Origin of the sequence: Mycolicibacterium rhodesiae (assembly GCF_002086695.1) — a bacterium.
Taxonomy (GTDB): domain Bacteria; phylum Actinomycetota; class Actinomycetes; order Mycobacteriales; family Mycobacteriaceae; genus Mycobacterium; species Mycobacterium rhodesiae.
Genome location: NZ_MVIH01000014.1, coordinates 1 through 19,503 on the forward strand (window position 1 = coordinate 1; position 19,503 = coordinate 19,503).

Consider the following 19,503-nt stretch of genomic DNA (forward strand, 5'->3'; position numbering starts at 1 on the left):
GCGCAACTTCCCAAGCGCGCACTCTCACGTGAGGCAACCAACAGCACTACACGCGCATCTTGACATGAGGCAACAGGATGATCTGTGGACAATCGCGGAACTGGGGATAACGCCTACTACTTCAGCTGGCTGGCCGCGTACTCATCGGGCCGATTCTTCGTCAGCCACAATCAAATTGGCGCCAACCCCCAATCGCAAAAACGGCTGCCGGCGCGCGACGCACGCACCGAGAGCCGCCTCACGACACCGATCAGGGAGTGATCGTCGTCTTCTCGTCGATGATGTTGGTGGCGTCCATCAGCGGACCCTCCTGGCCGTCCAGCGCGTCGGCGTTCATCTGCAGGACATACAGACCGTCCTGGCCGGGAATCACGACCGTCTTCTGGGCGATGATCCGCTTCTTGCCGTCTTTGGTGTAGTTGCCACCGAGCTGAACGGCGTCGAAACCGCTCAGGGTGCTCTTGTTGGCGCCGTCGCCGAGCGGCGTCCACCCCGGCAGGTTCTGCAGCTCACCCGGCGCGAACTCGAGAACCTTTTTGGGGTCGACGTTGCCGGTCAACTTGGAGACGATCGCGATGATGCTCGGCGGATCGTTCTTGTCCTGCGGGTTGTCGAAGACAATCGCCCCGTAAGCCCAGTCCGGGGTCTGCTGGCCGGCGTCCGACCACCCCGGCGGCATCGCCAGATCGATGTTGGGGGAACCGGGATCGCCACGCTTGACCGGCGTCTCGGTGATCTGGTTCTCCTTCAGGTAATCCTGGATGGTCTTGTTCGTGCCCGCGGCCGGCGCCGGACTCGCCGATGTCTCAGTGGATTTCGAGGTCGATGTCTCGGTGGACGTCGACGTCGACGTGGAGGTCGACGTCTTGCTGTCGTTCTTGCTGTCAGAACCGCAGCCGACGAGCGCGAAACTCAAGGAAACGGCGGCCAGGCCCGCCGTGGCTACCGCCGTCATCTTGTTCATCGAACGAGTTCTCCTTTGTTGTGGCGCGCTGTCGCCAGCGATCAACCAAATTCGATTGAGCAGCTTAGTGCCCTTCACAGCGAAACCACATGAATCTTTGTGAAACCGCTTTTGCCACGGCACTGGAGAAACAGGCGCACCATGGGCTGAGGCCGCGAAATTGCAATGGCGCAGCGTGGTCGCGGTGGTGGGTCGGGTGAAGCCACCATGGGCGGTGCGCCTGGCGTGTGGGGGGCGCCGTGGGCAGCGTTGTGCGCTTGCTGTGCCTGGCCGTGTCGAGCGTCGTCGCGTCGGCGATGCTGACCGTCACTGTTCAGCTGGCGGCCACCACCGCCCTGATCATGGGCGGCACGGGACACCCTCTGGTGGGCGAATCCCCGGATTTCGTCGACCAGTTCACGCAGGACGCGCTCGATCTCTTCATCGCCCCCACCGGCGCGGTGCGGGCCGATTCGTCTGACCCCGGCACCTACCACCGGGTCGCCGTCGGCACCCCCGAACAGTTCTGGCCGGTGGCCGGCGCGGACCACTTCGATGCGTCTGTGGCGGCAGGTGCCGACAATCTGGGTAACTGCCTGCAGGGCCGGACGTCCTGCGAGGCGCGACATCTCGGCGCCGACGCGCCCGCGTCGGATTACGTGGTGTTCGGGTATTCGCAGAGCGCGAGGATCGCATCGATCGTCAAGCGCGACCTCATCGCGCAGTACCGCGCCTCCGTCGGCGCCACGCCGACAGTCTCGTTCGTGGTCGTCAGTAATCCGAACCGGCCGAACGGAGGCTTCCTCGAACGCTTTGCGGGCTTCTACATCCCCATCCTGGCGGTCACGTTCGACGGGGCGGCCCCCACCGACAGCTGCGATGCCGACGGCACCAACTGCCGGTTCCTCACCGCCGACATCGCGCAGCAGTACGACGGCTGGGCCGACTTCCCGCGACGGCCGCTGAACCTGTTGGCCGACCTCAACGCGCTGGCCGGAATCGCCTACCTGCACCAGCACTACGTCGTGTCCGCCGCCGGCGCGATCAATCAGGGCACCACCGGCGACACCACGTACTACCTGCTGCCGACCCGGCGCCTGCCGCTGCTGATGCCGCTCGCTCAACTCGGGGTGCCGGGACCGATCCTCGACGTCCTCGACGCCCCCCTGCGGGTGATCGTCGAGTGGGCCTACGACCGAACCATCAATCCCGGCGAGCCGACCCCGGCGACGCTGGCGAATCCGAAAGACCCGGCGACCATGGTCCGCGACCTCCTCGCCGCGATCCCCGTCGGAGTCGACGACGGGCTGCAAGAGGCTGGGTTGGGGCGGCCACTCGGAACGACGCCTGCGGGACCGTTCGGCGTCGGCGGCGCAACGCCGCCCGGCGGGCCACCGCCGAGCAGTCCGGCGCCGGCCACCCGCCGCGCCACCGCACGGCCATCCGGTGCCGCAGGCCACAGACCCCGCACACAACCGGCCCGATCGCAGCGACCGCCCGCCGCAAACGCCACCCCGGCGCACTCCGGCGTCGGTCGCCACCGGGCCCGGTTCTGACCACTGTGTGACGCCCCGTGAAGGCACGCGTTTGCCGATCTTGCGCATGGGTAAGTTGGCGCCATGGGAAAGTCCATCGTCGCAACCTCATTGGCCACCGCCGCGGCCGCCGTGGCCGGCAGCATCGCCAGCCGCTCCGGTGTCGAGACCTGGTATCCCCGGATTCGTAAACCCCGCTACGTTCCACCGAACGCCGTGTTCCCGGTGGCGTGGACGACGCTGTATGCCGATATCGCCGTGACGTCGGCGGCGACGATCGACAAGCTCTGGGCCAACGGTGAGGAAGCCAAGGCGCGGGCCTACATCGGCGCGCTCGGCGTCAACCTGGTGCTGAATGCCGGCTGGAGCTGGCTGTTCTTCAAGTCCCACAAGCTCGGACCGTCAGCGGTGGCGGCCGGCGCACTCGCGGTCAGCAGCGCCGACCTGGCGCGCCGGTCGGCCGCCGCGGACCCGAAGCTCGGGGCGGCGCTGGCGCCCTACCCGTTGTGGTGCTCGTTCGCGACGCTGATGTCGACCGACATCTGGCGCCTCAACCGTTAGAACGCCATCTCACGCGGCGCGAAGCGGTCGGTGATGTCGCCGATCAGCGATTCGTCGTAGGGGTCGACCGCGACCGGCGTGTCGTCGAGCTTCAACCGGTCCATGTCGACCCACACGACGTTGGGGCTGGTGGTCAACTCGAAGAAGTACATCCGGTTGGTCAGGTCGGTCACTGTCCGGTATTCGGTGTTGTAGACGCCGAAGTCGCCGTAGGGAGCGCCGAACGGAACCGACACATTCCGCATGATCGCCATCACGCTCGCGATCGCCTCGCGCTGTGAATTCGGGGTGGGCAGCAGGGCGCTGTAGTAGGCGGCACGCTGGAACCGATCGACCGGGTTGACGTTTCCCGGCAACGGCATCTCCCGGCTCGGGTGGGAAAAGTCTTGCAGGGACAGCAGATTCAGCTGCTCGTCGTAGGTGGGATCGTTGGTCATCAACGTGAACTGGCGGCCGTGGTGGACCACCGCCTTGCCCTGGGCGAATTCGATGATCGCCGAGTCGCCACCGGCGTCCTCGAGGGCGACGTGCAGGTTCGCGTCACGTCCATGCGCCGACACCTTCACCAGCTGGATCTCCTCCATCAGTCGCAACGCCTCGGCGACGGTGTCCGCCTGATCCAGCAGATACTGCAACCACAATCCGGCCTGCACCCCGGGTTTCGCCGGGTCGCGCGGGCCGAAGTCCGTCTCGTTCAGGTACAGCCCGTGGCCGGCCAGGCCCGCCTCGTTGAGGCCGTCCACGGTGCCCAGTCCGTAGACGGTCGTCACCAGGCTGGCGTAGCGGCTCGTCCAGCGCAGCGGATTCGGGTCGGCGACGATTCCGGTCGGCTTGCTGCCGTCGCGGTCCCGCCCGCGGGGAAATCCGACGATCAACGGCTGCGTCGACTCCGGCCAGTCCATCGAGCGCCCGGTCAGAACCGCTAGGTCATTGGTGTTCCACAGCACCCGAGTACACATGGCTGACAGGTTAGCCCGCGAGGCACGCGCATCAGCCGAACGATCAGTGGTATCAAAGCCCCGTGCGGCGGCTGATCGTCTGCCTGACGACGACACTGTGCCTGGCGACGGGACTCGGTCCGGCGGCGTGCGCGAAACCCACTTCGCCGCCGCCGCCGCCGCCGTCGTCGTCCTCATCGCCGTCGGCACCCGACGCCGGGGCGATCAATCCGGCCAATATCAAACGCATCCGGTCGTCGCTCCCGGCCGGCTACGAGGTTGCCGACGTGGCGGGGCCGGTGAGCGCTGCGGGCTTGTGGGGGTTCGGATCCGGGTGGACGGCAGCCCCGCCGCAGTGCGCGGCGCTCGCGGACCCGGCCCCCGCCGATCCCGGTGCACGGGGCTACTCGGCATCCGGGGCAGGCGGAACCGTCTACGTCGTTGTCGCCGTACCCACCCAACCGGCGCCGGATGACGCGGTGGTCGGTGAGTGCGCCCGGTGGACGATGACGTTCGCGCACACCACCGGTGACGTGACCCTGGCGCCCGCGTCCGAAGCGCCAAGTATCGACGGTGTCCTGACCGTCGCGATGTCGGTCACCACCCGCACCGTCGTCGAGTCCGGCACCGAGACAGACGGCCAGGCCGTCACCGCGCAGGCCTACGTCGGCGGCCACGTCGTCTACGTCACCCTCGTCACCGATCCCGGATCACCGCATCCGGCACTGGATTCCCGTTCCGTCGGCGATCTTCTGGTCGCGACGGTCGCTGCCCTGCGCGGCTGAGGCAGGTACATTGGCCACGATGTTGAAACCCGGCGCGGTCGTCGCAGTGCTGTGCGCCGGACTGGCGGTGGCGTGCTCATCGGGCGCACCAGCCGAACCGAAGGCCGATATCGCCAAGGTGACGACGGTGAAGTCGAGCTTCGGCCCGGACTTCACGGTCTCCGAGGTGGCCAAGACCGGAATCGACCCGCAGGTGCTGGCCGGCCAGAAACTGCCCGACGGCCTGACCTTCGATCCGCCGTCGTGTGCGAAGTACGCGACCGGACAACTCGTGCCACAGGGCACCCAGGGCAACATGGCCGCTGTGTCGGCCGAGGGCCAGGGCAACCGCTTCATCGTGATCGCCGTCGAAACCGATTCGGCAGTGCCGGTGACCGAGCCCGGGCCGGACTGCCGCAAGGTCACCTTCACCGGCAGCGCGCTGCGCGGGTTGGTGGAGTCGGTCGAGGCGCCCACGATCGACGGCACCAAGACCCTCGGCGTCCACCGCGTGCTGCAGGCGGTGGTCAACAACCAGGCGCGCACCGGCGAGACGTACAACTACTCCGCCCATTTCGGCGTCTATCAGGTGATCGTGAGCGCCAACCCGCTGGTGGTGCCCGACAAGCCGGTGGTGCCGGTGAACACCGGGCGGGCCCGGGATCTGCTGGTCGCCGGCGTCAACGCCATCCGGGGCTGACCTCAGCGCACGTCGCGCGGGCGGAACTGGATGCTGATCCGCGGTCCTTTGGGCAGCGCGGTTTTGGGAACGGCGTGCTCCCAGGTTCGTTGGCACGAACCGCCCATCACCAGAAGGTCGCCGTGGTGTTGCGGTAGCCGCAGCGACTGGCCGCCGCCGCGGGGCCGCAGCGCGAACACCCGGGTGGCGCCGAGGCTGACGATCGCCACCATGGTGTCCTCGGTGCTGCTGCGGCCGATGGTGTCGCCGTGCCAAGCCACGCTGTCGGCGCCGTCGCGGTACAGGCACAGCCCGGCACTGGTGAACGGTTCGCCCAGTTCGCCGGCATAGACGTCGTTGAGGCGACGGCGCAGCTTCGTTATGGCGGGGTTCGGGGGCGGTTCGGTGAGCAGATCGTGGAAGCTGACCAGGCGTGGAACGTCGAGGACCCGGTCATACATCTGCCGACGCTCCGCGCGCCAGGCGACGTCGTCGAGCAGGGAGTCGAACAACGCATCGGCGTCGTCGACCCATGCCGAGCGCATGTCGATCCACGCGCCGGCACCAAGCTCGCGGCGCTCACTGTGCTCGAACAGCGCGCCCTGAACCGGGACAGACACAGCACGAGGATATCGCACATCTGTTCGACGCTGAAGCTTCGAAGCTAGAGTTTTGCCGCCCCGGGACCGTGTCCGGCGAGGATGTCTTCGGGGTTGGACAGCGCGCAACTGCGCAGGCTCAGGCAACCGCAACCGATGCAGTCGGCGAGGTTGTCGCGCAACCGCTGCAGGTGGTCGATCCGCTCGTCGAGGTCGTCGCGCCAGCCCGCCGACAGCCGCGCCCAGTCCCGGCTGGTGGGAACCCGGTCGGTCGGCAGCGTGGCCAGTGCTTCGCGGACCCTGGCCAGGGGGATGCCAAGGCGCTGGGACATCCTGATGAAGGCCACCCGCCGCAGCGTGTCGCGCGGGTATCGCCGCTGGTTGCCCGAGGTTCGGCGGCTGCTGATCAGGCCCTCGCGCTCGTAGAAGTGCAGTGCCGAGATCGCCACTCCGGCTCGCGCCGCGAGCTCGCCGGGCCCCAGTTCGTGCTCGGTCACTCCTCGACGATAGATGAGCTGACGCAGGTGTTGTTACGGTGCTATTCGTGACTGCCGCCGTACTTGGCTCCAACTCCGAGGTCGGGACGCTGCGGGTCGTCATCCTGCACCGTCCCGGTGCCGAACTGCAGCGGCTGACCCCACGCAACAACGACAAACTGCTGTTCGACGGTCTGCCGTGGGTGGCGCGGGCCCAGCAGGAGCACGATGCGTTCGCCGATCTGCTGCGGTCGCGGGGGGTGGAAGTGCTGTTGCTGTCCGACCTGCTCACCGAGGCGCTGAGCAGCGGAGCGGCCAGGATGCAGGGTATCTCCGCGGCGGTCGATGCGCGCCGGCTGGGATTGCCTCTGGCGCAGGAGCTTTCGGCCTACCTGCGCAGCCTGGAGCCGGCGGCGCTGGCGCATGTGCTGATGGCGGGCATGACATTCACCGAAATGCCTTCGGGCACAACGTCGGACATGTCACTGGTCCGGTTGATGCATCACGGCGGCGACTTCGTCATCGAGCCGCTGCCGAACCTGTTGTTCACCCGCGACTCGTCGTTCTGGATCGGCCCTCGGGTGGCCATCACCTCGCTGGCCCTGCCCGCGCGGATGCGCGAAACCTCACTCACCGACCTCATCTACGCCCATCACCCGCGTTTCCTCGGTGTGCGTCGTGCCTACGAATCGCACACCGCGCCGGTGGAAGGCGGCGACGTGCTGCTGCTCTCGCCCGGCGTGGTGGCCGTCGGAGTGGGAGAGCGCACGACCCCGGCGGGTGCGGAAGCATTGGCGCGCAGCCTGTTCGACGACGGGTTGGCTCACACGGTGCTGGCCGTCCCGATCGCCCAGGAGCGGGCCCAGATGCACCTGGACACCGTCTGCACGATGGTCGACGTCGACGCAGTCGTGATGTACCCGGCGATCAGTGACTCGCTGTCGGCGTTCACCATCAAACGGACACCCGACGGGGTGAAGATCCTCGACGAGGCGCCGTTCGTCAAGGCGGCCGCCGATGCGATGGGAACGGCGCTGCGCGTCATCGACACCGGGCTTGACCCGGTGACCGCCGAACGCGAGCAATGGGATGACGGCAACAACACCCTCGCGGTGGCGCCCGGCGTCGTCGTCGCCTACGAACGCAACACCGAAACCAATGCCCGGCTGCAGGATTCAGGTATCGAGGTGCTGCCGATCGCGGCCTCCGAGCTCGGCACCGGTCGCGGCGGTCCGCGGTGCATGTCATGTCCGGTGGCCCGGGACCCATCGTGACCGATCTGCTGATCGACGGGAAGCTGGTCCCCGGCGGCGCGGGGATATTCGGCACCGTGAATCCGGCGACCGAGGAGCAGATCGGCCCGGCCGCAGACGCGGACACCGCCGACATGGATCGGGCCATCGCTGCCGCCCGTGCCGCGTTCGATCACAGCGACTGGGCTCGGGATGTGGCGCTGCGGGTGCATTGCCTGCGCCAACTGCATGCGGCTCTGACCGACGAGATCGAGGAGCTGCGCTCGGTCACCGTCGCCGAGGTGGGCGCCCCGGTGACCTTCACGTACGGCTCGCACCTTGAAGGCCCGGTCAACGATCTGGCATTCCCGGCCGACACCGCCGAAAGCTATTCGTGGACAACTGATCTCGGGATGGCATCCCCGATGGGGATAGCGACGCAGCGCTGGCTGGTACGCGAGCCGTATGGGGTCGTCGGTGCGATCACGCCGTTCAACTTCCCGCACCAGATCAACCTCGCCAAGCTCGGACCTGCGTTGGCGGCAGGCAACACCGTGGTCCTCAAGCCCGCTCCCGAGACCCCGTGGTGCGCCGCTCACATCGGCCGGATCATCGCCGAGCACACCGACTTTCCGCCGGGTGTGGTCAACATCGTGACCGGCGCCGATCCCGGCCTCGGTGCGCAGTTGTGCCAGGACGCCCGGGTGGACGTGGTCTCCTTTACCGGGTCGACGACCACCGGTGCCGCCGTGATGGCCGCTGCGGCCCGCAACATCACCAAGGTCTGCCTCGAACTGGGGGGCAAGTCGGCGTTCGTCGTGCTCGACGACGCCGACCTGGGCCGAGCGTGCGGCGCGGCCGCCGTCGCGGTGTCTCGGCACGCCGGCCAGGGCTGCGCGTTCACCACTCGGTTGCTGGTGCCGCGCAACCGATACGACGAGGCCGTGGACGCCGCCGCCGCAGCGATGGGCGGTATCGCCGTCGGCGACCCGGCCGATCCCGCGACGGTGTGCGGACCGCTGATCTCGGCGCGTCAGCGAGACCGCGTGCAGGGTTATCTGGACCTGGCATTGGACGAAGGCGGATCGTTCGCCTGCGGCGGGGGCCGCCCGGGTGGGCTGGACCGCGGGTACTTCATCGCTCCCACAGTGATTCGCGGCCTGGACAATTCGGCACGGGTAGCCCGCGAGGAGATCTTCGGCCCGGTGCTGGTGGTGCTGGCTCATGACGGTGACGACGACGCGGTGGCCATCGCGAACGACTCGCCGTACGGGCTGTCCGCGGCGGTGTGGAGTTCCGACCCGGAGCGGGCGGCCGCGGTGGCGGGGCGGCTGCGGACCGGAACGGTCAGTGTCAATGGGGGAGTGTGGTATTCGGCCGACACCCCGTTCGGCGGCTACAAGCAGTCGGGCAACGGCCGTGAGATGGGGGTCGCCGGCTTCTCCGAGTACCTCGAGACCAAAGTGATCGCCACCGCGGTGGGCACGGCGTGACCGGACTGCCGTTCGATCCCGACGCGCTGCGCGCCCGTTATGCGCGGGAGCGCGAGATACGTTTGCGGCCAGACGGTATCGGTCAGTACGTCGAGGTGGCCGGTGACTTCGCCGGCTTCGCGTCCGACCCGTGGTCCGGTGCGCCAGAACCCCGCGAGCCGGTCACCGACGAGGTCGACGTCGCGATCATCGGCGCCGGGTTCGGCGGTCTGCTGACCGGTGCCCGGCTGCGGGAACTCGGCGTCGCCGACATCCGGCTGATCGACAAGGCTGCCGACGTCGGCGGCACCTGGTACTGGAACCGATACCCCGGCATCGCCTGCGATGTCGAGTCCTACGTCTACATGCCGCTGTTGGAGGAGGTCGGCTATCTGCCGACCGAGAAGTACGCCAAGGGCCCGGAGATCTTCGCGCACTGCCGGCGCATCGCCGAGCACTACGACCTTTATCGCAATGCCCTGCTGCACACCGAGGTCCGGAAGATCCAGTGGGACGAGCGCAGCGAGCGGTGGATCGTGGAAACCGACCGCGGTGATGCGATCCGCGCTCGGTTCGTCTCGATGGCGAACGGATACCTGCAGAAGCCGAAACTCCCGGGCATCCCCGGCATCGCGTCGTTCGCCGGGCACACGTTCCATACCAGCCGGTGGGACTACGACTACACCGGACACGACCTGGAACTGTTGGCCGACAAGCGGATCGGGATCATCGGAACCGGTGCGACGGCCGTGCAGTGCGTTCCGCACCTGGCGCGTGCCGCAGGTCATCTCTCGGTGTTCCAGCGCACCCCGTCCTCGGTCGACGTCCGCGCCAACCGGCCCACCGACGCGCAGTGGGCCGCCACGCTGGCACCCGGCTGGCAACGGCGTCGCATCGAGAACTTCCAGCAGCTGACGGCAGGCGGTGACGCCGACGAGGACCTGGTGGCCGACGCCTGGACCAGCATCGTCAAGACACTGCTGGTGATGCAGGATGGCGAGCTGGCCGATTTCGCGAAGATGGAGGAGGTCCGCGCCCGCGTCGACGCGATCGTGGCCGATCGCGACACCGCCGAGGCACTCAAGCCGTGGTACGGCTACTTCTGCAAGCGGCCGTGCTTCCACGACGACTACCTGGCAACGTTCAACCGGCCCAACGTGACTCTGGTCGACACCCATGGCCGCGGCGTGGAGTGCATCACCGAGCGCGGTGTCGTGGTCGACGGTATCGAGCACGAACTCGACTGCCTGATCTTCGCAACGGGATTCGAAGTCGGCACCGAGTATGCCCGGCGCACCGGGTTCGAGGTGCTCGGCCGCGACGCACGCACATTGACCGACAAGTGGCGTGACGGCGTCCGGACGTTGCACGGTCTGATGGTGGCAGGCTTTCCCAACCTCTTCGTCGAAAGCATCGCGCAGTCGGGCTTCACGGTGAACTTCCCCTACCTGCTTGACGTCCAGGCCACCCATGTCGCATGGATCATCGCCGAGGCCTTGTCGCGCAATGTGTCCCGCGTTGAATCGACGGCGGCCGCCGAGGACAACTGGGTGGACATCGTGGTAGGCAGATCCGCCGGGACCGCGGACCGCGCCCGGAACTGCACCCCGGGGTACTACAACCGGGAAGGGCAGGCCAACGCCACCACCCGGCAGGGCAGCTTCTTCTACGGCACCCCAACCGAATACGCAGACATCCTGGCCGCGTGGCGGGAGGACGGCGCGCTCGATGGGCTCGAGATCTCTCGCGGCGGCCTCCGATGACAGCTCGATACCTGACGGGCAGACTGCGAGCTGCGGTGCGGCGGCGGTCACCGCGGGTGGCGATCATCGGCGCCGGGTTCGGAGGGCTGGCCGCCGCGGTCGCGTTGCGGCGCATCGGCGTCGACGACATCGCGATCATCGAACGCTGTGACGGAGTCGGCGGCACCTGGCGGCTGAACACCTATCCCGGTGCGGCGTGCGACATCCAGAGCCACCTCTACTCGTTCTCCTTCGCGCCCAACCGCAACTGGAGTCGCACCTACGCCAGGCAGCCGGAGATCTTGGCCTACCTGGAGTCGGTGGCCAAGGATTTCGACCTGGAACGGCACGTGCTGACCGGCACCGCGGTGCGGAGCATGCGCTGGAGCGAACGCGCTCAACAGTGGGATCTCGACCTCGAATCAGTCAGCACCGGAAGCAGCTTCGCCTTCGCGGCCGACGTGGTGATCAGCGCCGTGGGTCTGTTCGGTGAGCCCAAGTTGCCCGACATCGACGGGTTGACGGACTTCGGCGGTTCGATCATGCACACCGCGCGCTGGGACCCGCGCGCCGACGTCACCGGCTGCCGGGTAGCGGTCATCGGCACCGGAGCCAGTGCGGTGCAGGTCGTTCCCGAACTCGCGAGAGACGCCGCCGCGGTGACGGTCTTCCAGCGCACACCGCCGTGGATGGTGCCCAAGGACGATCGCGCGTTCACCGCCGACCAACTCGACCGCTTCCGTCGGATCCCCTGGGCAGCGCGCCGCGAGCGGTGGCGGCTGTGGAAGGAGCAGCACGACAACACGGCGCTGCGACTCGACGACCCCCGGGTGGCCGGGCGGCAGGGCATCGCCGAAGAGTTCCTGCGCCGCAGCGTCACCGACGACGAGCTCCGCGAGGCGCTCACCCCGGACTATCCGTTCCGCTGTAAGCGGGTGCTGCTCGGCGGCGACTACTACGCCGCACTTCAGCAGGACCACGTGTCGTTGGTGACCGAACCCATCGAAAAAATCACCGAGGACGCGGTGTGCACCGCCTCGTCGACGATCGAGGCCGACGTCATCGTGCTGGCCACCGGATTCCAGACCAGCCGGTACCTGGCCGGCATCGAGGTCACCGGCGTCGGGGGACAGTCGCTGCACGACCGTTGGGGCGAGGACCCCAGCGCCTACCTCGGTGTCGCGGTCAGCGGCTTCCCCAATTTCTTGATGCTGTACGGGCCCAACACCAATCAGGGCGGCAATTCGATCGTCTACATCCTGGAGGCGGGGGCCCGCCTGGCCGCTGACGCGGTGGCGCGGCTGCGCCGCAAGGGCGGCACGCTGGAGGTGGACCCGGACGCCGAGCGGCGATTCAACGACGAGATCTCCGCCGAACTCGAGCAGACGGTGTGGACGCAGTGCGGCAGCTACTTCCGCTCACCCGATGGTCGCATCGTCACGCAATGGCCCTACACCGAGATCGAATATGCCCGGCGCACCTGGCGATTGAAGCCCGGGGACTGGATCCACCGGTAAGTCAGAGTCCCAGCGGCCAAGACCCGATCACGTCGTCGGCCTCCAGGCGGGCCAGGTCCTGATCCGTCAACCCCAATGCGTCGCCGAAGATGTCCGCGTTGTGCTGACCCAGCAGCGGAGCCGCCTCGGCGACGAAGTGTCCGGTGACCGGCGGCCGCGGGTAGGGCAGTGGTCCGCACAACGGGTGTGACACCGTCTGGAAGAACCCGCGTGCCTGCAGCGAGGGGTTGTCGATCACATCGGGTGGCTGCAGAACGGGTGCGGCGGGTATCCCGGCGGCGAGCAATGCTGCGACGGCTGCGTCGCGGGGCCGGGTCGCGAGCCACTCGGCGAGATGGCCGTCGATGAGGTCGCCCGCATCGGCTGTGTAGCTCACGTCGTGAGCCCAGTTCGGGTGACCGAGAAGTGCTGTGAGCGCGGTCCAGTCGGCGTCATGGCGGATGCTGACCGCCACCCACTGATCATGCCCGGCGCAGGCGTAGACGTTCTGCACGGCGAACTCGTGCCCGCGGTTGCCCCGGCGGGTCAACACCACACCGGCGGCGTCGCGTTCGATGACCTGCAGCGCGCTGGCGTTGAGCACCACGTCGATCATCGGCACTTCGATCAGCTGCCCCTGTCCGGTGCGCCGGCGGTACTCCAAGGCCGCGAGCGTGAGGAACGCCGCGTGCACTCCGGCCAGCGGGTCGCACGCGCCGCGCGGGGCGGTCGGCAGCCCGTCGGGATAGCCGGTGATCCAGGCCAGCCCCGCAAGCTGCTCCATCGTCATCGCGAAGCCCACCCGGTCGCGCCACGGGCCGTCGAGCCCGAACCCGGGCATGCGAACCTCGATGATCTGCTCGTTGAATCCGCGCAGCGTCTCGTATCCCAGCCCGAAGTTCTCCATCACCCGAGGGGTGAAATTCTCGATCACCACGTCGGCCTCGGCGACCATCCGGCCGAAAAGTGCTCTGCCGTCGGCGGATTCCAGATCCAAGGTGACCGAGCGCTTGCCGGAGTTGACGCCGTGGAAGACCCAGCTGTACTCCCACCATCGTTCGACGTCGGCACGGAACCCGCCCGCGAAGCGCATCCCGTCCGGGCGCTGCACCGACTCGACCTTCACCACGTCCGCACCGAGCATCGCCAGCAGATGAGTGGCGGCCGGCCCGGCCCAGAACGCGGTCAGATCCACGATCCGGACGCCGTCGAGCGGCAGGCCCGTGCCGGTGGTCTTGTCCCGCGGCGTCCAGCCACCCACGGTGTCACCGACAGCGGGAGGTAACGCCGGCGGCAGTGCGGGCGTGCGGCTCATCCGCCACGGCGGCCCCGGCGCCAGGAACCCCGCGGGATGATCGACGAACGACTTCCGCGCGACGAAATGGTCCATCCCAGCAAGGGTTTCACCATTGCCGATGGCCGCCATCGGAATCCGGAACAGCTCGGCCAGTTCGACGATCTCCGCGACGGTGTGGGTGGCGAACCAGTCGCCGATGCGGGCCCGGATGAGGTCGCGCTGTTCCCAGCGGCCCACCTGGAAACGCAGCTCGGGAACGTCGGCCAGGTCCGGGCATTCGACCATCGCGCAGAAGTCCTGCCACTGCTGACCGGTGGCCATCGAGATTCCGACGTAGCCGTCCTTGGCGCGCTCCACCGACGGGACCTCGGTCGAACGGCCGACGACCTCGAGGAGCATCAATTCCTTACGCAGCCAGGAGAACACCTGCATCGACGTGGTCATCGCTTCCAGCACCGACATGTCGAAACCGCCGCCACCGCGGTGCGCGGCGAGCGCGAAGAACGCGGCGTAGCTGCCGGCGATGAACTCACCAAGGTCGCCGCCGACGGCGATCGGCGGCCGCTCCGGCTCTCCCCGTGACCCGGTCGAGCCGCACCAGGCCTGCATGGTAAATTCGGTGGCAGGCAGCTCCGTCCACGGCCCGCTCCAACCGAAGTTCGACACCGTGACCACTGGTGTTGTGCAGCAGGCGATTTCGTCTGGACCGAGGCCCATCTCGGCGGCCTGCTGCGGGGTGGCGCCGAGCACGACGATGTCGACGGAGTCCAGCAGCGCGGCGCTGACCGACTGCCCGGCGATGCTGCGCTTGCCGCCGGCCAGGAACGAGAAGAACGGGCTGTCGCCCTCGGGCGCCGCGACGCCGGTGGGCCGGTAGCGGCGTAGCCGATGACCGGTCGGGGGTTCGACCATCACCACCTCGGCGCCGGCGTCGCGCAGCAGCTTGCCGCAGTAGGCGGTGGCGATCCGGTCGCCGATCTCGAGCACCCGGATACCCGACAGGGGAGAGGTCATCCGTCGCTCACGCGATTCCGAAGTCGATGACGCCGCGAATCAACCGGCCCTGCATCAGGTCGTCGAACGCGGTGTTGATGTCGTCGAGGCGATAGCGCCGGGTGATCATCTCGTCGAGCAAGAGCTGACCCGCGGTGTACATGCTTGCCAGCAGCGGGATGTCGGACCGCGGATTGCACGACCCGAACACCGTTCCGCACAGGGTCTTGTTCATCAAGACCAGGTCCTGGATGTCGAGGTGTACGGGCAGCGCGCCGGACGGGGCCATGCCGGTCAGCACACAGGTGCCGCCCTTGCGAGTGAGCGCCAGCGCGTCGCGCACGTCGTCACCGGTGATGTCCGACGGCGCGACGACCACACAGTCCGCCATCACCCCACGCGTCAGGTCCCGAACCAGGTCTTTGGCATCGGCCGCCCAGACCGCCGTGTGGGTCGCCCCGAAGTCGACCGCCGACTTACGTTTGCGCTCAAGGGGATCCACCGCCACGATCGTCGTCGCACCGTTGATCCGCGCGCCCTGGATGGCGGCGGTGCCGATGCCGCCCGCGCCGACCACCACCACGGTGTCGCCGCCGCGCACATTCCCGCGGCGGGCCGCCGAGCCGTACCCGGTCGGGATCGCACACGCCAGCAGCGCCGCGGGTACCAGCGGGATGTCCGGGTCGATCTTCACCAGCGAATCCGCCGCGACGACAGTGTGTTCGGCGAAAGCGCCGATCTTGGAGGTGTGGCCGACGTCGTGGCCGTCGAGAGTGTGGTGGCGAAATGTGCCGTCGGTCGGCATGCCCGGTGTCAGCACACCGGCACCCTTGTCGCACAGGTACTCCATGCCCGACGCGCACCAGCGGCAGTGGCCGCACACCGCGACGAACGACGTCACCACATGGTCGCCGGCAGCCAGCCCGGTGACGCCGGGGCCGACCTCGACGACCACGCCGGCGCCTTCGTGGCCACCGATGGTCGGGGGACGCGACGTCGGGGCATCCTTTGGTCCGGAGGGCGGCGACATGAAGCCGTTGCGGATGTGGTCGTCGGAATGGCACAGCCCGGCGGCGGCCATCTGCACCAGCACCCCGCCGGCGCGCGGGGCGTCGAGTTCGAAATCCTCGACCGACCAGGAGCCGCCGACTTCGCGGACGATCGCGGCGCGGCTTTTCATGGCCCCGACCTTACGGCGCGGTCTATTCCCGGGTTCGCGGAGAGTGAAACGGGGCGCACGCTCCGCTTAGTCGGGGTTAGGTTCGCAGACGTGGCAATCAAACTTGGACTCCAGATCCCCAACTTCTCCTACGGCACCGGCGTCGCCGAGCTGTTTCCCACCGTGATCGCGCAGGCCCAGGAGGCCGAAGCGGCCGGGTTCGACTCCGTCTTCGTGATGGACCACCTGTATCAACTACCCGGGCTCGGTGCGCCCGAGGAGCCGATGCTGGAGGCCTACACCGCGCTGGGTGGGCTGGCGACGGCGACGAACCGGGTTCAGCTCGGCACGCTCGTCACCGGCAACACCTATCGCAACCCGGCCCTGCTGGCCAAGGAGATCACCACCCTTGACGTGATGAGCCAGGGTCGGGCAGTTCTCGGCATCGGCACCGGCTGGTTCGAACTCGAACATGACTCGCTGGGATATGAGTTCGGCACCTTCACCGACCGGTTCAACAAGCTCCACGAGGCGTTGGACATCATCCTGCCGATGCTCAAGGGCGAGCGGGTCACGGTGGACGGCAAGTACTACCAAACCAAAGAGGCGTTCGCCAACCCCCGCTTCCGCGACCACATCCCGCTGATGATCGGCGGCAGCGGCGAGAAGAAGACAATCCCGTTGGCCGCCAAGCACTTCGATCACCTGAATATCATCGCCGGCTTCGACGAGCTGCCCCGCAAGGTCCAGGTGGTCAAGGATGCGTGCGAGAAGATCGGCCGCGATCCCGCCACATTGGAGACCAGTGTGCTCGCGATCGCGCTGATCGACGAGAACATCACCGCCGACATGATCCCGGAGGACTTCAAGCAGCAGGCCGTCTTCGGCAACCCGGAGCAGATCGCCGAGCAGATCAAGACCAAGGTGCTCGACGCCGGCGTCGACGGCGTGATCCTGTCCGCAGCGACGATCAACGGGTACAAGCCCGGTGGAGTCACCGCGATCGGTGAACTGCTGAAGCCGATGCTCGGGCTCTAACGCCCCGGCGAGATCGACACCATGGCCGTGGATCAACCGGACTCACGACCCTCATGCAGATCTCGTCCACGACAGTCGCCGGCGGGTGAAGGCGTCTTCCACGCGGTGAAGGATGTACGCGCGGCTGTGCTCCTTCACCACGCGGACGATCAGCCAGCCCAAGGCCTCGAGCATGTCGTAGTGGCTGATGTCGCGGACGTGTTGGCCGCGGTCGGACTGGTGATGCGCTCCCTCGTACTCCAGCCCGATCTTCGGCCCATCCCATCCGAGGTCGACGAACACCGTCGTGTAGCCGTCGGACACGGGAATCTGGGTGACGGGGCAGGGGTATCCGGCGTCGATCAGCAGCAGCCGGAGCCAGGACTCCCGCGGCGACTGTGCGCCGGCGTCGATCAGGGGCACCGCGGTTCGAGCCCGTCGGATTCCTCTCGCGCCCGGGTAGCGATCGGCAAGCGAGAGCACGGCGGCGGGTTCGAATCCGGTGGCCGCTGCGAGTGCGTCGAGGTTGGTGATGGCCTCGTCTCTCGGTAGGTGACGGGCAAGGTCGAGCGCGGTGCGTACTGGTGTGGTGACGGCCAAGTCGGCGAGCGGCCCGAATTCATCCGGACCGATGCGTTCCTCGCGCACGATGACGCCGGGTCGGCGGCGGCGGGCGTGTCCGATGAGTTCGACGGGGGTGGCCGGTCCGACCCACGATGCCCCATGGAGCGCGGCCGCTGCCCGGCCGGTGATGATTCCGTCCGGTACCCACAGTGCTGCCGCCCGGGTGCGGACGTCGAGCGTGCGTTCGGATCCGTTGGGGATGTACACGTCGGGATGAATCGCGGTGTAGTTCCACCGCAGCTGACCCCGCGTCAGCAGGCCACTGGCGACTGCGGTGCTCCCGATGAACGGCCTCGACATGCTCGCATGGTGGTTCGCTGCGCAAAAACCTGGTAGTCAGCGTCGCGAAAACGACCTCAGGGCTGTGGAATTCCCGGATTCACGACCATGGTGTCGATCTCGCCGTGTGGCTAACCCTCTACCGCCAGCTGGGCAGCCAGATCTCCATGTTCCATGTCGCCTGCGAGATCGGCACGCCGGTCAGCACCGGGTACAGCCAGGCGAAGTTCGTGATCACCAGCGCGACATAGCAGCTCACCGCGATCAGCCCGAGCGTTCGTCGTTCGGCATTCTGATTGCGCGCATGCAGGATGTCGCCGAGGATCAGCGCGATCGCCATCACCAGGAACGGCGCCATCGGCACCGCGTAGAAGAAGTACATCTGCCGGTCGATGTCGGCGAACCAGGGCAGGAATCCGGCGCCGTAGCCGGTGAGCACGACGGCGTAGCGCCAGTCGCGACGCACGAACGCGCGCCACAACGCGTAGAACAGGACCGGCACCGCGAGCCACCACATCGCGGGAGTGCCGACCAACATCACGGCCTTCACGCAGGAGGCGGAGCCGCAGCCCGGGACGTTCTGGTTGTCGATCGCATACAGCACCGGCCGCAGCGACATCGGCCATGTCCATGGTTTGGACTCCCACGGGTGGTGGTTGCCGTTCGCGTTCGTCAGCGTCGCATGGAAGTGAAAAGCCTTGTACGTGTAGTGCCACAGCGACCTGATCGCGTCCGGCGGCTGATACCACTGCCGCTCGCCGATCGACTGGCCCACCTCGTACCGGTTGACGGCGGTCTCGGAGGAGAACCACCACGCGTACGACGCGAGGTACACCGCAAACGGAATCGCCAGGAACACGTAGGCCATCGGCCCGACGTCGCGGCGGATCGTGCCGAACCACGGTCGCGGCACCCGGTACGCGCGCCGGGCGGCGATGTCGAAAGCCAGCGTCATCGCGCCGAAGAACACGATGTAGTACAGCCCCGACCACTTCGTCGCCGTGGCCACCCCCAGCAGCACGCCCGCCCCGAAGCGCCACCACCGAACCCCGAGACGAGGACCCCACGGAGTCTCGGCGATGCGGCCCTCGAGCAGCGCGTTGTGCATTCGCTCGCGGACCTGGTCGCGGTCGACGATCAGCGCTCCGAACGCCGCGACCACGAAGAAGGTCTGGATGCCGTCGAGCAGCGCGGTGCGCGCCGCGACGAAACTCACCCCGTCCGCGATCAGCAGCAACCCGGCCATCGATCCGACCAGCGTCGAGCGACTGATCCGGCGCACGATCCGAACCACCAGCAGGACCATCAGCACGCCCAGCAGCGCGCTGGTGAACCGCCAGCCCACCCCGTTGTAGCCGAAGATCGCCTCGCCCAACGCGATCATCTGCTTGCCCACCGGCGGGTGCACCACCAGCCCGAAGCCGGGGTTGTCCTCGACCCCGTAGTTCGACAGCATCTGCCAGGCCTGCGGCGCGTAATGCTTTTCGTCGAAGATCGGGGTGCCCGCGTCGGTGGGCGAACCCAGGTTCATCAACCGGGTCAGCGCGGCCAGCGCGGTGATGATCGCGGTGGCCACCCAGCCCTCGATGCGATCGACCGGGCCGAAGTCGGCGACCGGCACCAACGGTCCTGGGCTGATGACGGGCACATGGCGTTCGTGCACGGCGAGGTCATCGGCTGTCGTGGACATCGCCTGC

General features: G+C 67.7%; 17 protein-coding genes. 9 read left to right on the forward strand and 8 right to left on the reverse strand.

The window, feature by feature from the left end; genetic code table 11:
- Window positions 1-250: 250 nt before the first annotated feature.
- Entirely contained in the window at window positions 251-964 is a 714-nt protein-coding gene (lpqN, locus tag BST42_RS22820) for an envelope biogenesis lipoprotein LpqN (protein ID WP_083121614.1), read from the reverse strand.
- 239 nt (window positions 965-1,203) lie between these two features.
- Between lpqN and BST42_RS22825 the strand changes: the two genes are divergently transcribed.
- On the forward strand, window positions 1,204-2,499 hold the full coding sequence (locus tag BST42_RS22825) for a PE-PPE domain-containing protein (protein WP_083121615.1): 1,296 nt from the start codon (window positions 1,204-1,206) through the stop codon (window positions 2,497-2,499).
- Between the two features lie 63 nt (window positions 2,500-2,562).
- Window positions 2,563-3,039, forward strand: a complete 477-nt coding sequence (locus tag BST42_RS22830) for a TspO/MBR family protein (protein ID WP_083121616.1) — start codon at window positions 2,563-2,565, stop codon at window positions 3,037-3,039.
- On the opposite strand, the gene BST42_RS22835 is transcribed toward BST42_RS22830, so the two are convergent.
- Window positions 3,036-3,998 carry a bile salt hydrolase gene (locus tag BST42_RS22835; RefSeq protein WP_083121617.1) on the reverse strand — a complete coding sequence of 321 codons (963 nt, stop codon included), beginning with the start codon at window positions 3,996-3,998 and terminating at the stop codon, window positions 3,036-3,038. The genes BST42_RS22830 and BST42_RS22835 overlap by 4 nt on opposite strands.
- Window positions 3,999-4,060: 62 nt before the next feature.
- Here BST42_RS22835 and BST42_RS22840 point away from each other — a divergent pair, with 62 nt between their 5' ends.
- Entirely contained in the window at window positions 4,061-4,762 is a 702-nt protein-coding gene (locus tag BST42_RS22840; RefSeq protein ID WP_237159558.1) for a DUF5642 family protein, read from the forward strand.
- 19 nt (window positions 4,763-4,781) lie between these two features.
- Window positions 4,782-5,441 (forward strand): DUF5642 family protein, encoded by a 660-nt coding sequence (locus BST42_RS22845; RefSeq protein WP_083121618.1) that lies wholly within the window; start codon window positions 4,782-4,784, stop codon window positions 5,439-5,441.
- Between the two features lie 2 nt (window positions 5,442-5,443).
- Here BST42_RS22845 and BST42_RS22850 read toward each other — a convergent pair whose 3' ends face one another.
- Together BST42_RS22850 and soxR are read right to left on the reverse strand one after the other, a co-directional pair.
- The gene (locus BST42_RS22850; RefSeq protein WP_083121619.1) at window positions 5,444-6,040 is read right to left on the reverse strand and encodes an alpha-ketoglutarate-dependent dioxygenase AlkB; all 597 of its coding nucleotides are present in this window, start codon (window positions 6,038-6,040) and stop codon (window positions 5,444-5,446) included.
- A gap of 44 nt (window positions 6,041-6,084) precedes the next feature.
- Window positions 6,085-6,516 carry a redox-sensitive transcriptional activator SoxR gene (gene soxR / locus BST42_RS22855; protein WP_083121620.1) on the reverse strand — a complete coding sequence of 144 codons (432 nt, stop codon included), beginning with the start codon at window positions 6,514-6,516 and terminating at the stop codon, window positions 6,085-6,087.
- A 47-nt stretch (window positions 6,517-6,563) separates the two neighbouring features.
- Between soxR and arcA the strand changes: the two genes are divergently transcribed.
- Genes arcA through BST42_RS22875 form a run of 4 tightly spaced genes read left to right on the forward strand, consistent with a single transcriptional unit; the run spans window position 6,564 to window position 12,458 of the window.
- Window positions 6,564-7,769 (forward strand): arginine deiminase, encoded by a 1,206-nt coding sequence (gene arcA / locus BST42_RS22860; protein WP_083121707.1) that lies wholly within the window; start codon window positions 6,564-6,566, stop codon window positions 7,767-7,769.
- Window positions 7,742-9,220 (forward strand): aldehyde dehydrogenase, encoded by a 1,479-nt coding sequence (locus tag BST42_RS22865; protein WP_110918731.1) that lies wholly within the window; start codon window positions 7,742-7,744, stop codon window positions 9,218-9,220. Before arcA ends, BST42_RS22865 begins: the two co-directional genes overlap by 28 nt.
- Window positions 9,217-10,962, forward strand: a complete 1,746-nt coding sequence (locus BST42_RS22870) for a flavin-containing monooxygenase (protein ID WP_083121622.1) — start codon at window positions 9,217-9,219, stop codon at window positions 10,960-10,962. Before BST42_RS22865 ends, BST42_RS22870 begins: the two co-directional genes overlap by 4 nt.
- Window positions 10,959-12,458, forward strand: a complete 1,500-nt coding sequence (locus tag BST42_RS22875; RefSeq protein ID WP_083121623.1) for a flavin-containing monooxygenase — start codon at window positions 10,959-10,961, stop codon at window positions 12,456-12,458. Before BST42_RS22870 ends, BST42_RS22875 begins: the two co-directional genes overlap by 4 nt.
- A gap of 1 nt (window position 12,459) precedes the next feature.
- On the opposite strand, the gene BST42_RS22880 is transcribed toward BST42_RS22875, so the two are convergent.
- Window positions 12,460-14,748, reverse strand: a complete 2,289-nt coding sequence (locus BST42_RS22880; protein WP_083121624.1) for a CaiB/BaiF CoA-transferase family protein — start codon at window positions 14,746-14,748, stop codon at window positions 12,460-12,462.
- 7 nt (window positions 14,749-14,755) lie between these two features.
- On the reverse strand, window positions 14,756-15,907 hold the full coding sequence (locus BST42_RS22885) for an NDMA-dependent alcohol dehydrogenase (protein WP_083121625.1): 1,152 nt from the start codon (window positions 15,905-15,907) through the stop codon (window positions 14,756-14,758).
- Between the two features lie 90 nt (window positions 15,908-15,997).
- On the opposite strand from BST42_RS22885, the gene BST42_RS22890 reads away from it, so the two are divergent.
- Window positions 15,998-16,924 (forward strand): LLM class F420-dependent oxidoreductase, encoded by a 927-nt coding sequence (locus tag BST42_RS22890; protein WP_083121626.1) that lies wholly within the window; start codon window positions 15,998-16,000, stop codon window positions 16,922-16,924.
- 51 nt (window positions 16,925-16,975) lie between these two features.
- Here BST42_RS22890 and BST42_RS22895 read toward each other — a convergent pair whose 3' ends face one another.
- Window positions 16,976-17,827 (reverse strand): type IV toxin-antitoxin system AbiEi family antitoxin, encoded by an 852-nt coding sequence (locus BST42_RS22895; RefSeq protein WP_083121627.1) that lies wholly within the window; start codon window positions 17,825-17,827, stop codon window positions 16,976-16,978.
- Between the two features lie 118 nt (window positions 17,828-17,945).
- Window positions 17,946-19,496 (reverse strand): dolichyl-phosphate-mannose--protein mannosyltransferase, encoded by a 1,551-nt coding sequence (locus tag BST42_RS22900; protein WP_083121628.1) that lies wholly within the window; start codon window positions 19,494-19,496, stop codon window positions 17,946-17,948.
- Between the last annotated feature and the right edge of the window lie 7 nt (window positions 19,497-19,503).